The following is a 13070-nucleotide window of genomic DNA, read 5'->3' on the forward strand; positions in this document are numbered from 1 at the left end:
TCGGCCGCCGTGACCAACGTGGGTGACCTGTGGCGTCCACCAGGAGCATGAGCATGCATATTCTCGACTCAGTCGACGCCGGATCCTTCCGCGACAACGTCCCCGACTTCCGTGCGGGCGACACCGTCAACGTCCACGTCAACATCATCGAAGGCAAGAACACCCGTGTTCAGATCTTCAAGGGCTTCGTCGTCGGCCGCCAGGGCGACGGCATCCGCGAGACCTTCACGGTCCGCAAGGTGAGCTTCGGTGTCGGCGTGGAGCGTACGTTCCCCGTGCACAGCCCGGTCCTCGACAAGATCGAGGTCGTCTCCAAGGGCGACGTGCGCCGCGCGAAGCTGTACTACATGCGCGAACTGCGCGGCAAGGCAGCCAAGATCAAGGAGAAGCGCGACCCCAAGACGGTCAAGTAACTCCTGAAGGTGCATCACACGCCCGCTTCCCGGTCTCCGGCCGGAGGGCACCCGGAACGCCGGCCCCGCTCTGTGGGCTGGCGTTTCGTGTTCTCCGCCGTCCTCCTCGCCGTCCTGGTCACCGGGCTCGTGCGGGGATTCCTCGTGGACGTCTACTTCATCCCGTCGGCGTCCATGGAGCCCCTGCTCACCGAGGGCGACCGCGTGCTCGTGACCAAGCTCGCCGATCCGGACATCCGGCGCGGCGACGTCGTGGTGTTCGACGGCCGGGGGTCCTTCGACCCGATCACGGATCCGCGGAGCCTCCCCGAACGGGTCCTGGCCGCCGCGGGACAGTGGCTCGGGCTGGCGGGCAACGACACCACCTACGTCAAACGCGTGATCGGGGTCGGCGGGGACCGCGTGGTGTGCTGCACCGCCGACGGATCGCTCACGGTGGACGGGGACGCCCTCGACGAGCCGTACCTCCACCCGGGCGACGCCGCGAGCACCACGCGGTTCGACGTCGTCGTCCCGGAGGGGCGGCTGTGGCTCCTCGGCGACCACCGGTCGGCGTCGTCGGACTCGCGGTCGCTGCTCGGTGCACCCGGCGGCGGGTTCGTCGCCGAGGATCGGATCATCGGGCGGGCCTTTCAGCTAGTCTGGCCACTGGACCGGTCGGGCCCGATCGACCGAAGGTCCGACTGACGTCCACCCGGTGCGCGGCTCGCTTGTCGAAACCCGGACACCGGCGCCGTCGGCAGCCGGACATCACGAAGACAGAGGAAACTGTTCACATGGCACGGAGCTTCCGCAGGAAGTCCTCTTCGCGGGCCGAGGTCCCCGCACCATCGGCGTCGGATCCCGGAGCGCCTCTCGCGGACGGCGCCGTGCCCGACGCCCCCAGGAAGCGGCAGCGCGACGGCAAGGACCGCGATCGCGGCTTCGGCGCGTGGCTGAAGGAGATCGGCACGATCATCGTGATCGCGCTGGTGCTCTCGTTCCTCATCAAGACCTTCCTCTTCCGCGCGTTCTTCATCCCCTCCGGCTCCATGGAGGAGACCCTGGAGATCGACGACCGCATCTTCGTCAACCAGCTGGTGCCGCAGCCCTTCGACCTGCAGCGCGGGGACATCGTGGTCTTCCGCGACACGGAGGGCTGGCTCCCCGCCCAGGCCGCGACGCAGGTCAGCTGGTTCAGGGAGGCCCTCGTCTTCATCGGGCTCGCCCCCGACGAGTCCCAGCAGCACCTGGTGAAGCGCGTCATCGGGCTCCCGGGCGACCGCGTGGTCTGCTGTGGTGCCGAGGCCCGCCTGACCGTCAACGGCGAGCCGCTCGACGAGCCCTACCTCTACCCGGGGGCGAACCCCTCCGACGTGCCGTTCGACGTCGTCGTGCCCGAGGGCAAACTCTGGGTCATGGGCGACCACCGCAACGCGTCCGCCGACTCGCGGGCCAACCAGGCCAAACCGGGTGCCGGCTTCGTGGCGATCGACGACGTCGAGGGCAAGGCCGCGGTCATCGCCTGGCCGCTGAACCGCCTCGATTTCCTCGCCACCCCCACGGAAGTGTTCGATGGCGTGCCCGACCCCGAGCCCGGCGCGCAGCCCACGCCGGCCCCCACTGCACCCCTGCCCACTGCACCCCTGCCCACCCCCGCCACTACAGGACCATGACGGCCCTGCGCGCGAAACGCTCCACGGCTCCCACGCTGAGCATCGAGAAGTCCTTCGCCTCCGCCGGCCACCGCTACGTGGCAGGATGCGACGAGGTCGGCAGGGGCGCCCTGGCCGGACCGGTGTCGGTCGGCATCGTCGTCGTCGACCTCGGCGCGCCGTCCCCGCTGCGGGGCGTGCGGGACAGCAAGCTGCTCCCCGCCGCCGAGCGCGAGGCCCTGGTGCCCCGCATCCGGCGCTGGGCCGTCGCGTCGGCCGTCGGCCACGCCTCGGCGGCGGAGGTCGACGCGCTGGGTCTGATGGCCGCGCTGCGCGCCGCCGGGAGCAGGGCGTGGGCCTCGATCCTCGAGACCGTCACCCCCGACGTCGTGCTGCTCGACGGCAACCACGACTGGCTCTCCGCACGGTCCCAGGGTGTGCTCTTCGGGGAGGACGACGGCCATGACGCCGCTGCCGGACGGGCGGACGTCCTCGGCTGCACGGCCCCCGTGCACACGCGGATCAAGGCCGACCTTAAGTGCCTGAGCGTCGCCGCCGCGAGCGTGCTGGCCAAGGTGGAGCGCGATGCCCTGATGGTGTCCCTCGCGGCCGACCACCCCGCCTTCGGGTGGGACGTGAACAAGGGCTATGCGACGGAGGGCCACCGCGCGGCCATCGACGAGGCCGGCCCGAGCGGGTACCACCGGAGGACCTGGCGTCTGGGAAGCTCGGCGCGGCCCGACGTCGCCCGGAGGGAAAGTGGAGGATGATGGTCGAATGAGTGCCGAGGATCTTGAGAACTACGAAACGGACATGGAGCTCCAGCTCTACCGCGAGTACCGGGACGTCGTGGGGCTGTTCAGCTACGTCGTGGAGACGGAGCGCCGGTTCTACCTGGCGAACCACGTGGACCTCCAGGCGCGCTCGGCCGACGGCGAGGTCTACTTCGACCTGACGCTGCAGGATGCGTGGGTATGGGACGTCTACCGCTCGGCCCGCTTCGTGAAGAACGTCCGGGTGATCACGTTCAAGGACGTCAACGTCGAGGAGCTCGCCAAGTCGGACGACATCGCCCTGCCGAAGGACGGCACGCTGGGCAACTGACGGCCCCGGCGCGGTCTGCCTGCGTCACGCGTCACGCCGGGCCGTCGCCGTCCTCCTCGGGGAAGGAGTTCCCGCCGTCGTCCCCGGCCCCGTGCGGGAAGGCGTCCTCGGCGTCGAGCGGCACGTCGGCCGCCTGCTCCAGGCGGTCGGCCTCGGATCCGCCCGTCCCCTCGCCGGCGATGCCTGCGGCCTCCACGCCGGCTGCATCGAGGGGCGTGTCCTGCTCCTGCCGGTCGGCCTCCGACCCGCCCGTCCCGCCGTCCGCCGATGGCCCTGTCCCTGCCCAGGCGTCGGCCCCGGACGGCGCCCGCTGCTCCCGCAGTTCCCCTTCGCGTCCCGCGACGTTCCTCTGCTCTGACACGGTGTCCTCCATCCGTCGACGGCACGGCGGCCGGCCGGCTGCCGTTGCACTTCCACGCTAGGCCGACGCCGGCTCGTCCACCAGTGCCACAGGCGTAGGTGGGGACGGTCCGCGGAGTCGCCCGGTTGTCCACATAGCCTCCTGCCGCATCGCCGGGCCCTGCTGCCGGGTCGAGGCTGGACGCGGAGGTGGTAGCCATGTTGGCGAAGGATCAATTGGGGCGTCGCGGGGAAGCGATCGCCGCCGTCTTCCTGGAGCGGGCCGGGCTGAGGATCGTGGATCGGAACTGGCGGTGTCCCGCGGGGGAGATCGACCTCGTGGCGGTGGACGGATCCACCCTCGTGGTCGTGGAGGTCAAGACCCGGAGTTCGGACAATTTCGGGCAGCCCCTCGAGGCCATCACGGCCGACAAGCTGGAGCGGCTCTACCTGCTCGCCTCACGGTGGGCCCGTGCGCACGAGCTGCGCTTCAGCGGTTTCCGCATCGACGCCGTCGGCGTGCTCGACGACGGCACGGGAACCCCGCGCATCGAACACGTGCGGGCCGTGATCTGATGGCCCTCGGACGGACCTACGCGGTCTCCCTGGTCGGCATGAACGGGCACGTCGTCGAGGTGGAGGCCGACATCGGGCAGACCCTGCCCGCGTTCGTGCTGCTCGGCCTGCCCGACGCGTCGCTCAACGAGGCCAAGGACCGCATCCGGGCCGCGGCCCGCAACGCCGGCGTGCCGCTCAGCCGGCGGAAGATCACGGTCAACCTCATCCCCGCGTCCCTGCCGAAGCGCGGCTCCTCCTTCGACCTCGCGATCGTCATGTCGGCCCTGGCCGCGGCGGGCGACGTCCGCGGGGTGGGATCCACGGTCTTCATCGCCGAGCTCGGACTGGACGGACAACTACGCCCGGTCCGCGGCGTGCTGCCCGCCGTGATGGCCGCGGTCGAGGCCGGGCACCATCGCATCATCGTCGCCGAGGAGAACGCGCCCGAGGCCGCCCTGGTCCCGGCCGCGGACGTCGGCTCCTACCGCACGCTCGCCGAGGTGGCGCTGGCCTTCGGGGCGGACGCCGCGCAGGTCGCGCTGCCGGAGCCCGCCGTCCGCAGCGACCCCGTCCTGCCGGGCGTCCCGTCCGGACCCGCCCAGGATCTCGCCGACATCGCGGGCCAGCACGAGGCGCGGTTCGCACTGGAGATCGCCGCCGCGGGCGCCCACCACCTTCTCATGGTCGGACCGCCCGGCGCCGGCAAGACGATGCTCGCGGAACGGCTGCCGGGCATCCTCCCCGATCTCGAGGACGACCAGGCGATGGAGGTGACGGCGATCCACAGTCTCTCCGGGGAGCGGCTGTGCACCGAGCTGGTCCGGAAGCCGCCCTTCGAGAGCCCGCACCACACGGCGACGCCCGCCTCCATTATCGGAGGCGGCAGCGGCATCCCGAGACCGGGGGCCGCGTCCCGCGCCCATCGGGGCATCCTGTTCCTCGACGAGGCGCCGGAATACGAGCGCCGCGTCCTCGAGGCGCTGCGCGAGCCGCTCGAGAGCGGCATGCTCGTCCTGCACCGGGCGTCCGGGACCGCGTCGTACCCCGCGCGGTTCCAGCTCGTCCTGGCTCTGAATCCCTGCCCCTGCGGTCTTGCGAACGGCAAGGGGATCGACTGCCTGTGCACCGCCCAGCAGCGCCGGCGCTATTTCAACCGCCTGTCCGGGCCGCTGCTGGACCGCGTGGACCTCCAGCTGGCCGTCCAGCGCCTGAGCCTTGCCGATTACATGGAGGTCCGGACACCCGAGACCTCGGCTGCCGTCGCCGGGCGGGTCGCAGCGGCGCGCGCGGCCCAACGGGAACGGCTCCGCCCCTGGGACTACGCCACGAACGCGGAGGTCCAGGGGCGCATTCTCCGCGGGGAGCTGGCGCTTCCGCGGCCCGTGACGGCCCCGCTCGACCGGGCGCTGGACAGGAACCTCGTGAGTGCGCGGGGCTGGGACAGGGTCCTGCGGGTCGCGTGGACCATCGCGGACCTCGCGGGGCGCTCCCGCCCGGACACGGACGACGTCGTCACGGCCCTCGGCTTCCGCCTCCAGGAGCGCGCCGCATGAGCCGGGAGCAGCAGGACCTCCGTCTCGCCCGAGCCGCGTTGTCCCGCCTGTTCGAACCCTCCGACGCCGTCGGTCTGGGCCTCGTGTCGGTCGTCGGCCCCCGGGACGCCCTGCGCATCGCCCGCCGGGAGATCGGAGTGGGCACCGGCGTCCACCGTGGCCTGGCCGAAGCGCTGGACATCCCGGACGGCGGACGCCGTCCCCTCGAGGACGGGCTGGAGCGATGGGGGCCGCGCCTGCGCGACCTCGCGCCCGAGAGGGATCTGGCGACCCTGCACCGGTTCGGCGGCCGCCTCGTCATCCCGGAGTCGGCGGACTGGCCCGCGGCGCTCGACGACCTGCAGCAGACAGCGCCCCTGTGCCTCTGGGTGCGCGGCCGGCGCGGGATCCCGCCGGCTTCGGGTCTCGCCGCGCTCGTCGGATCGCGGGACAGCACCGCCTACGGATCCTCCGTCACCGCCGACATGGCCGCGGGCCTCGCCACGCGCGGCTGCACGATCGTCTCGGGCGGCGCCTACGGCATCGACGCGCAGGCGCACCGGGCCGCGCTCGCCACGATCGGGGGCGGGGACCGCGCCGCGACGATCGCCGTGCTCGCCTGCGGTATCGACCGGTACTACCCGGCCGGGAACGAGGAACTGCTCCGCGTGATCGCGGACGAGGGGGTGCTCATCTCGGAGGTCCCGCCGGGGAGTTCCCCGACGCGCTGGCGGTTCCTCCAGCGCAACCGGTTGATCGCTGCGCTGAGCGCGGTCACCGTGGTGGTCGAGGCGCGCTGGCGCTCGGGAGCTCTGAACACAGCGCATCATGCGGCCGGGCTGGGCCGGCCGGTCGGCGCGGTGCCGGGCTCCGTGCATTCGGCGAACTCCGCGGGGTGCCACCGGCTGCTGCGGGACGGTACGGCGGTGTGCGTCACGGACGCCGCCGACGTCGTCGAACTCGCCGGGCCCCTCGGCGCCGAGCCGCTCGGCGACCGGGCGCGGGCCGACGCCGCTCCTGTCCTGGACCACGACGGCCTGACCGTCCCGGACCTGCTGCTGCTGGACGGCCTCCCGGCCCGTGCTCCGACGACGGTCGACAAGCTGTCCGTCGTCGCGGGGCTGTCGACGCGGGAGGTGCTCGGCGGACTCGCGCGCCTCGAGCTCGCGGGACTCGCCGTCCGGTCGGACGGCGGGTGGTGCCGCAGGAGGCCCTGACCCGCCGTCCCACACCACCGGCACACGCCACGGCGGCCTTCCCCGCCCTCGCCGGCCGGACACGCTCCCCAGGAGGAGATTCATGGATACGACCCAGCACGCGACCGACCGGTGGCATCGCACCATCCCATCCCCGGTCGGCCCCCTGACCATCGTCGCCGGTACCGGCGTGATCGTCGGCCTCTATCACGAGGGGCATTCCCCGGCCCCGGACCGCACACAGCTCGGGACCCTCATCGCGCAAGGTCACCCCCGCGAACCCGGCGCGCCGGCGGGCCCGGTGGTCCCGGTGGCCGCGGCCACCGTCCCTCCGGCGATCACCGTCGACCTGCTCGGTCGGGCGGGCCGGGAGCTCGGTGAGTACTTCGCCGGGTCGAGGCATACCTTCGACATCCCGATCGAGTTCCGCGGTACGGCCTTCCAGCAGCGGGTGTGGGCCGCGCTGGGCACCATCCCCTACGGGCAGACCCGCAGCTACCGGGACATCGCCGCCCGGCTCGGCAATCCCCGGATGGGCCGCGCGATCGGGGCGGCGGTGCGCAGCAATCCCGTGTCGATCATCGTGCCCGGCCACCGGGTGATCGGCAGCACCGGCGCCGTGACCGGATACGCCGCGGGCACCGGGGCCAAGACCGCGCTGCTCGAGCTGGAGGCCTCCCATCGGGCCGATCGAGGCTGTGTCCGGTGAGGTGCCGGTGACCGCGCACGCCGACGCCCCGCCGGGGCGCGGGCCACCCGGAACGAGGAAGGCCATGGATACTGGGGAGCGGAGGATTCATGGCAGAGAGCAGTGCGGGCCTGGCGGGCGAGTTCCGCTCCGGCCTCGAAGGATTCGGGGACTACCTGACGCGGGAGCGCAACCGCTCGGAGCACACGGTGCGTGCATACCTGAAGGACATCGAGCTCTTCCTGCTGCACGCGGGGGAGTCGGGCATCACCGCGCTCACCGCGCTCGAGCTGCGGCACTTCCGCGCGTGGCTCGGAGCGCTCGACGCCGCAGGGCTGTCCCGGGCGACGATCGCCCGGCGGTCCGCGTCCGTCCGCTCCTTCATGGACTGGGCGGTCCGCGAGGAACTCGTCCCCGCCAATCCGGCCCTCCGCCTCCGCGCCCCCAAACGGACCAGCACCCTGCCGGCCGTCCTCAGCCAGCCGCAGGCCACCGCGATGTTCACCAGCGCGGCCGAACGGACCGGGCAGGGAGACCCGGCCGAGGTGCAGCTGCGGGCCATGCTCGAACTGCTGTACGGGACGGGCGTCCGCGTCGGCGAGCTGGTGGGTCTCGACATCGACGACCTCGACACCGAGCGGCGCACCCTCGTGGTGCTCGGCAAGGGAGCGAAGGAACGCACCGTCCCCTACGGCGTCCCGGCCGCACACGCCGTGGACGACTGGCTGCGGCGCGGCCGGCCGCAGTGGGTGACCGGGAAGAGCGGTCCCGCCCTCTTCCTCGGTCGTCGCGGAGGGCGCATCGACCAGCGTGCCGTGCGGGCCCAGGTCAGGCGTGCCCTCGACGCCCTCGGTGACACTGCCGCCCGCGGGCCGCACGCCCTGCGCCACAGCGCCGCGACCCATCTGCTCGACGGCGGTGCCGATCTTCGCGCCGTCCAGGAGATCCTCGGGCACTCCAGCCTGGCCACCACGCAGCTGTACACGCACGTCTCCGTCGACCGGCTCCGCCGCAGCTACGAGCAGGCACACCCCCGGGCCTGAGCGGCCGGCCTCCCGATGGATGGCCTTTCCGCAGCATGCTGTCCAAGGGGTGGGCACGGGACGCCCGGAAGTGGCGAAATTCACCCCTCTCGTGCAGAATGAGCAGGAGTCAGGCGGATCCCGCGTGATATCGCGGGAGGGTCTCGGACAGTACTGCCAGGTTCATCGCACGGTCATCATCCGTTGCAGGTCGTTGGGGAAGACGTACCTACAGCTATGGAGGATGGAATGTCTGTTGTGATGGCGCGCGGTGTCTTGTACGTGCACTCAGCCCCTACTGCGTTGTGCCCTCATGTCGAATGGGCGATCGGCTCGGTGCTGGACAAGCGCATCGACATGGAGTGGACCGCGCAGCCTGCCGCGCCCGGAATGCTGCGCGCCGAACTCTCCTGGGTCGGCCACCAGGGGGCCGGCGCGCAACTCGCCTCCGCACTCCGCGGATGGGCCCACCTGCGCTACGAGGTCACCGAGGAGCAGAGCGCCGGGGCCGACGGCGGCCGGTGGTCGCACACACCCGAACTCGGGATCTTCCACGCCACGACGGACGTCCACGGCAACATCATGGTGACGGAGGACCGCATCCGCTACGCCTACGAGGCCGGCGCCGGCGATCCCGCCGCCGTCTATCACGAACTGTCCCTGGCACTGGGGGAGTCGTGGGACGAGGAGCTGGAACCGTTCCGGCACGCCGCCGAAGGAGCCCCGGTGCGCTGGCTGCATCAGGTGGGCTGAGAACGCAATCACACGACGAACGGGAAAGGCGCCATCCGGACGGATGGCGCCTTTCCGGTCCGGGCCGACGCTCAGACGTTCCGGAGCACGATGACGGCGTTGTGTCCGCCGAACCCGAACGAGTTGCTCAGGGCGACGATGTCGCCCGCGGGCAGGTCGCGCGGGGCGGTGACGACGTCGAGGGGGATCTCGGGATCCTGGTTGTCGAGGTTGATCGTCACCGGAGCCTTGCGGTCGTGGATGGCGAGGACCGTCATGACGGCCTCCACGGCGCCGGAGGCCCCGAGGAGGTGACCGGTCTGCGACTTCGTCGCCGAGACCGCCACCGCGTCCAGGTGGCTGCCCAGAGCCGCCTTCAGCGCGGTGTACTCGGGCTTGTCCCCGACCGGCGTCGACGTAGCGTGGGCGTTGACGTGCACCACGTCCTCCGCCTGGGCCCGGGCGTCGAACAGGGCGGCCTTGAGGGCGCGGGTCGCTCCGAGGCCCTCCGGGTCCGGGGCGGTGATGTGGTAGGCGTCCGCGGTGACGGACGTGCCGGCGAGCTCGGCGTAGATGCGGGCACCGCGGGCCAGGGCGTGTTCCTCGGCCTCGATGACGAGGGCGCCGGCGCCCTCGCCCATGACGAAGCCGTTGCGGTCCGTGTCATAGGGCCGCGACGCCAGCTCGGGCTCGTCGTTGCGGCGGGACAGCGCCTGCATGGCGGCGAAGGCCGCGATCGGCATCGGGTGGATGGCGGCCTCGGCGCCGCCGCACATCACGACGTCGGCCTTGCCGGACCGGATCAGGTCGAGACCCAGGTGCAGCGCCTCGGTGCCGGAGGCACAGGCGGACACCGGCGTGTGCGCACCGGCGCGGGCGCCGAGGTCGAGGCTGACGGCTGCGGCAGGACCGTTGGGCATCAGCATGGGCACGGTCATCGGCAGGACGCGCCGTGGGCCCTTGTCGCGCAGCGTGTCCCAGGCGTCGAGCAGCGTCCACACGCCGCCGATACCCGTGGCGAAGGCGACAGCCAGGCGGTCCTTGTCGATGTTCTCGATCCCGGAGTCGCGCCATGCCTCGCGGGAGGCAATCACGGCGAACTGCGTGGACGGGTCCATCCGCTTGGCCTCGACCCGGGTGAGGACCTCGGAGGCGGGGGTCGAGATCTGGGCGGCGAAGGTGACGGGCAGTTCGTACCGCTGCACCCAGTCGGCTTCGATGGTCCGTGCGCCCGAGACTCCCTCGAGGGAGTTGGCCCACATGGTCGGGACGTCCCCGCCGATCGGGGTTGTGGCACCGAGTCCGGTGATGACGACTTTGCGTGGCATGGTCACTCTTTCGAAGCTGGGAGGTGCACCGGCACGACCGGGGCGGGGGGATTACGAGTACGGCCGCTCACGGCGGGGACGCCGGGAGCGGCCGCAGCGCTCGGAACTGCAGGAACTAGGCCTGCGCACCCGAGATGAAGGTGACGGCGTCGCCTACGGTCTTCAGGTTCTTGACTTCCTCGTCCGGGATGCGCACGCCGAACTTCTCCTCGGCGTTGACGACGATGGTCATCATCGAGATGGAGTCGATGTCGAGGTCGTCCGTGAAGGACTTGTCCATCTCGACCGACTCCGGGGCGAGACCCGTCTCCTCGTTGACGATCTCCGCCAGGCCGGTCAGGATCTCTTCGTTGCTAGCCATGGTGGCTCCTTTTCTGTTTCTGCCGGTGCGCCGGCGGGGATGGTCAAACCGCGCTCTCGCGGTCTGGGCTTGAAAACTAGGGAAGGACGACGACCTGCGCACCGAACACGAGGCCCGCGCCGAAGCCGATCTGCAGGGCGAGCTTCCCGCTGAGCGACGGCTGTTCCTTGAGGGTGCGGTGCATGGCGAGGGGGATCGAGGCTGCCGAGGTGTTGCCGGCGTCCACGATGTCCCGTGCGACGTAGACGTGCTCGGGGAGCTTCAGCTGCTTCACCATCTCATCGATGATACGGATGTTGGCCTGGTGGGGCAGGAACGCCGCCAGGTCGTCCGCGGTCACGCCGGCCGCGTCCAGGGCGCTCTGCGCGACCTTGGCCATCTCCCAGACGGCCCAGCGGAACACCGTGGGCCCGTCCTGGCGCATGGTGGGCCAGAGGCCGTCTGCGTCGGCGTCGCGCTCCGCGTCGGTGGCGACGGCCCCGAGGGCGTAGTCGCGCACGTCGATGAGGGACCGGGTCATCCGGATGGCCTCGTGCTTGCTGCCGTCGGATCCCCACACGGACGGGCCGATGCCCGCGGCGTCGCCCGGGCCGATCACCACGGCGCCGGCGCCGTCGCCGAGCAGGAACGAGATGGTGCGGTCGGCGTTGTCGATGAAGTCGGAGAGCTTCTCGACGCCCACCACGAGGACGTACTCCGCGGTCCCGGCGTGGACGAGGGCATCACCCTGGGCGATGCCGTAGCAGTAGCCGGCGCAGGCGGCGGAGATGTCGTAGGCAGGTGCGGGCGTGGCGCCCAGCCGGTCGGTCAGCTGTGCGGCCGCGGACGGCGTGGCGTACGGGTGGGTGACGGTCGAGACGAGGACGGCGCCGATCTGCGATGCCTCGATCCCCGCGGCCTCGAGCGCCTCGCGGGCGGCGGCCTCCGCCATGTCGATGACGCTGACCTCGCGGGGCGCACGATGACGGGTGACGATGCCGGTCCGCTGCCGGATCCACTCGTCCGAGGAGTCGATCCACTGGCACACGTCCTCGTTGGTGACGATGACCTCGGGTCGGTAGGCTCCGACGCCGAGGATGCGGGTGTGTTCGCGGAGGGGGGCTTGCTTGAGGGCGGTGATGCTCACTGAGGTCCTTCGGAGGTGAGGGAGGGATCGAGATCCGAGGTTCGCGAGTGCTCCGCGATGAAGCTGCGGGCGGCGTCGAGGTCCTCGGGCGATTTTACTGCGAGAGCCGCCGTACCGCGCATTCCGCGCTTGGCCAGACCCGTCAGCGTACCGGCGGGCGACAGTTCGACCATCCCGGTGACGCCCATCGCCTGCATGGATTCCATGCAGAGGTCCCAGCGCACCGGCCGGGAGACCTGCGCGATGAGGCTGTCCAGGTTGCCCTCACCGGCGGCGACCGGGCGGCCGTCATAGTTGGACACGAGGGTGGCCAGCGGGTCGCTGGGGGTGAGGCTGGGGCGCAGCGCTTCGAGGGCCGTCACGGCCGGCGCCATGTGTGCGGTGTGGAAAGCCCCCGCGACCTTCAGGGGGATGACACGGGCCTTGGCCGGGGGAGCCTCGGCGAGGGCGGCCAGCTGCTCGAGGGTGCCGGCGGCGACGACCTGGCCGCCCCCGTTCGCGTTCGCGGCGGTGAGCCCGAGCTCCGCGAGCACGGCGGCGACCTCGTCGGGGTCCCCACCCAGGACGGCGCTCATGCCCGTCGGCAGGGCGGCGGCGGCTTCGGCCATGGCATTGGCCCGGACGCGGACGAAGGCCACCGCATCCTCTTCGCTGAGGGCCCCCGCGACGGCCGAGGCGGTCAGCTCGCCCACGGAGTGCCCCGCGACGACGGTGGCCGCGGTGAGCGGGTGATCCTGGAGGAGCAGACGCGCCGTGACGAGGCCGGCCGCGACGATCAGGGGCTGGGCGACGGCGGTGTCCTTGATCGTCTCCTCGTCCGACACCGTGCCGTGACGGACGAGATCGGTGCCCGCGCGGTCACTGAGCTGTTCGAGGTGGTCCCGGACTCCGGGGAGCTCGAGCCAGGGGCTCAGGAAGCCCGGTGTCTGTGAGCCCTGTCCGGGGCAGGCGATTGCAAGCACTGTTCCAGCTTTCCAAATCGGTGGGGCTTTCTCGGGTGTTCGGCTGAACCAAGCTCCCTGAGGGTCTTTGTGGGA

16 protein-coding genes are annotated in these 13070 nt (G+C 71.5%); 11 read left to right on the forward strand and 5 right to left on the reverse strand.

Translation table 11 applies throughout. The features are described 5' to 3' along the window. Positions 1-53 precede the first annotated feature (53 nt). The 5 genes from rplS (at position 54) to ACSGDB_RS08025 (ending at position 3151) form a co-directional block, all read left to right on the forward strand. The gene (gene rplS, locus ACSGDB_RS08005; RefSeq protein WP_087075993.1) at positions 54-413 is read left to right on the forward strand and encodes a 50S ribosomal protein L19; all 360 of its coding nucleotides are present in this window, start codon (positions 54-56) and stop codon (positions 411-413) included. A gap of 87 nt (positions 414-500) precedes the next feature. Continuing rightward, positions 501-1100: a signal peptidase I gene (lepB, locus tag ACSGDB_RS08010; protein ID WP_434994025.1), complete on the forward strand. Its 600-nt coding sequence runs from the start codon at positions 501-503 to the stop codon at positions 1098-1100. Between the two features lie 89 nt (positions 1101-1189). Next, positions 1190-2068: a signal peptidase I gene (gene lepB / locus ACSGDB_RS08015; RefSeq protein WP_434994026.1), complete on the forward strand. Its 879-nt coding sequence runs from the start codon at positions 1190-1192 to the stop codon at positions 2066-2068. Beyond that, a complete protein-coding gene (locus ACSGDB_RS08020; protein WP_434994027.1) occupies positions 2065-2817 on the forward strand; it encodes a ribonuclease HII in 753 nt (250 codons plus the stop codon). The genes lepB (ACSGDB_RS08015) and ACSGDB_RS08020 overlap by 4 nt, the downstream gene beginning before the upstream one ends. Positions 2818-2824: 7 nt before the next feature. After that, positions 2825-3151, forward strand: a complete 327-nt coding sequence (locus tag ACSGDB_RS08025; RefSeq protein WP_043445771.1) for a DUF2469 domain-containing protein — start codon at positions 2825-2827, stop codon at positions 3149-3151. Positions 3152-3182: 31 nt separating this feature from the next. Here ACSGDB_RS08025 and ACSGDB_RS08030 read toward each other — a convergent pair whose 3' ends face one another. Next, entirely contained in the window at positions 3183-3512 is a 330-nt protein-coding gene (locus ACSGDB_RS08030) for a hypothetical protein (RefSeq protein WP_434994028.1), read from the reverse strand. Positions 3513-3700: 188 nt separating this feature from the next. On the opposite strand from ACSGDB_RS08030, the gene ACSGDB_RS08035 reads away from it, so the two are divergent. The 6 genes from ACSGDB_RS08035 to ACSGDB_RS08060 all read left to right on the forward strand — a co-directional run bounded on the left by ACSGDB_RS08035 (position 3701) and on the right by ACSGDB_RS08060 (position 9239). Continuing rightward, positions 3701-4066, forward strand: coding sequence for a YraN family protein (locus tag ACSGDB_RS08035; protein ID WP_434994029.1), 366 nt, complete (start codon positions 3701-3703; stop codon positions 4064-4066). Beyond that, the gene (locus ACSGDB_RS08040) at positions 4066-5601 is read left to right on the forward strand and encodes a YifB family Mg chelatase-like AAA ATPase (protein WP_434994030.1); all 1536 of its coding nucleotides are present in this window, start codon (positions 4066-4068) and stop codon (positions 5599-5601) included. The genes ACSGDB_RS08035 and ACSGDB_RS08040 overlap by 1 nt, the downstream gene beginning before the upstream one ends. Further along, the gene (gene dprA, locus ACSGDB_RS08045; protein ID WP_434994031.1) at positions 5598-6797 is read left to right on the forward strand and encodes a DNA-processing protein DprA; all 1200 of its coding nucleotides are present in this window, start codon (positions 5598-5600) and stop codon (positions 6795-6797) included. Before ACSGDB_RS08040 ends, dprA begins: the two co-directional genes overlap by 4 nt. Before the next feature lie 82 nt (positions 6798-6879). Then, on the forward strand, positions 6880-7485 hold the full coding sequence (locus tag ACSGDB_RS08050; RefSeq protein WP_434994033.1) for a methylated-DNA--[protein]-cysteine S-methyltransferase: 606 nt from the start codon (positions 6880-6882) through the stop codon (positions 7483-7485). An 89-nt stretch (positions 7486-7574) separates the two neighbouring features. Further along, complete coding sequence (locus tag ACSGDB_RS08055; protein WP_434994034.1) at positions 7575-8507, forward strand: tyrosine recombinase XerC; 933 nt, start codon at positions 7575-7577, stop codon at positions 8505-8507. 228 nt (positions 8508-8735) lie between these two features. Then, entirely contained in the window at positions 8736-9239 is a 504-nt protein-coding gene (locus tag ACSGDB_RS08060; RefSeq protein ID WP_434994035.1) for a DUF3145 domain-containing protein, read from the forward strand. 71 nt (positions 9240-9310) lie between these two features. Here ACSGDB_RS08060 and fabF read toward each other — a convergent pair whose 3' ends face one another. From fabF to ACSGDB_RS08080, 4 genes are all read right to left on the reverse strand, one after another. Next, positions 9311-10546, reverse strand: coding sequence for a beta-ketoacyl-ACP synthase II (gene fabF, locus ACSGDB_RS08065; protein ID WP_434994036.1), 1236 nt, complete (start codon positions 10544-10546; stop codon positions 9311-9313). 115 nt (positions 10547-10661) lie between these two features. After that, a complete protein-coding gene (locus ACSGDB_RS08070) occupies positions 10662-10907 on the reverse strand; it encodes an acyl carrier protein (protein ID WP_087075967.1) in 246 nt (81 codons plus the stop codon). Positions 10908-10983: 76 nt separating this feature from the next. Then, a complete protein-coding gene (locus tag ACSGDB_RS08075; protein ID WP_434994037.1) occupies positions 10984-12033 on the reverse strand; it encodes a beta-ketoacyl-ACP synthase III in 1050 nt (349 codons plus the stop codon). Further along, on the reverse strand, positions 12030-12995 hold the full coding sequence (locus ACSGDB_RS08080) for an ACP S-malonyltransferase (protein ID WP_434994038.1): 966 nt from the start codon (positions 12993-12995) through the stop codon (positions 12030-12032). Before ACSGDB_RS08080 ends, ACSGDB_RS08075 begins: the two co-directional genes overlap by 4 nt. Between the last annotated feature and the right edge of the window lie 75 nt (positions 12996-13070).

This window comes from Arthrobacter sp. Ld5 (genome assembly GCF_051172775.1).
GTDB lineage: Bacteria > Actinomycetota > Actinomycetes > Actinomycetales > Micrococcaceae > Arthrobacter_D.

Coding starts and splice junctions, on each gene's coding strand:
- rplS (WP_087075993.1), top strand. CDS start 54: ATGCATATTCTCGACTCAGTCGACGCCGGATCCTTCCGCGACAACGTC.
- lepB (WP_434994026.1), top strand. CDS start 1,190: ATGGCACGGAGCTTCCGCAGGAAGTCCTCTTCGCGGGCCGAGGTCCCC.
- ACSGDB_RS08020 (WP_434994027.1), top strand. CDS start 2,065: ATGACGGCCCTGCGCGCGAAACGCTCCACGGCTCCCACGCTGAGCATC.
- ACSGDB_RS08025 (WP_043445771.1), top strand. CDS start 2,825: ATGAGTGCCGAGGATCTTGAGAACTACGAAACGGACATGGAGCTCCAG.
- ACSGDB_RS08040 (WP_434994030.1), top strand. CDS start 4,066: ATGGCCCTCGGACGGACCTACGCGGTCTCCCTGGTCGGCATGAACGGG.
- dprA (WP_434994031.1), top strand. CDS start 5,598: ATGAGCCGGGAGCAGCAGGACCTCCGTCTCGCCCGAGCCGCGTTGTCC.
- ACSGDB_RS08050 (WP_434994033.1), top strand. CDS start 6,880: ATGGATACGACCCAGCACGCGACCGACCGGTGGCATCGCACCATCCCA.
- ACSGDB_RS08055 (WP_434994034.1), top strand. CDS start 7,575: ATGGCAGAGAGCAGTGCGGGCCTGGCGGGCGAGTTCCGCTCCGGCCTC.
- ACSGDB_RS08060 (WP_434994035.1), top strand. CDS start 8,736: ATGTCTGTTGTGATGGCGCGCGGTGTCTTGTACGTGCACTCAGCCCCT.
- fabF (WP_434994036.1), bottom strand. CDS start 10,546: ATGCCACGCAAAGTCGTCATCACCGGACTCGGTGCCACAACCCCGATC.
- ACSGDB_RS08070 (WP_087075967.1), bottom strand. CDS start 10,907: ATGGCTAGCAACGAAGAGATCCTGACCGGCCTGGCGGAGATCGTCAAC.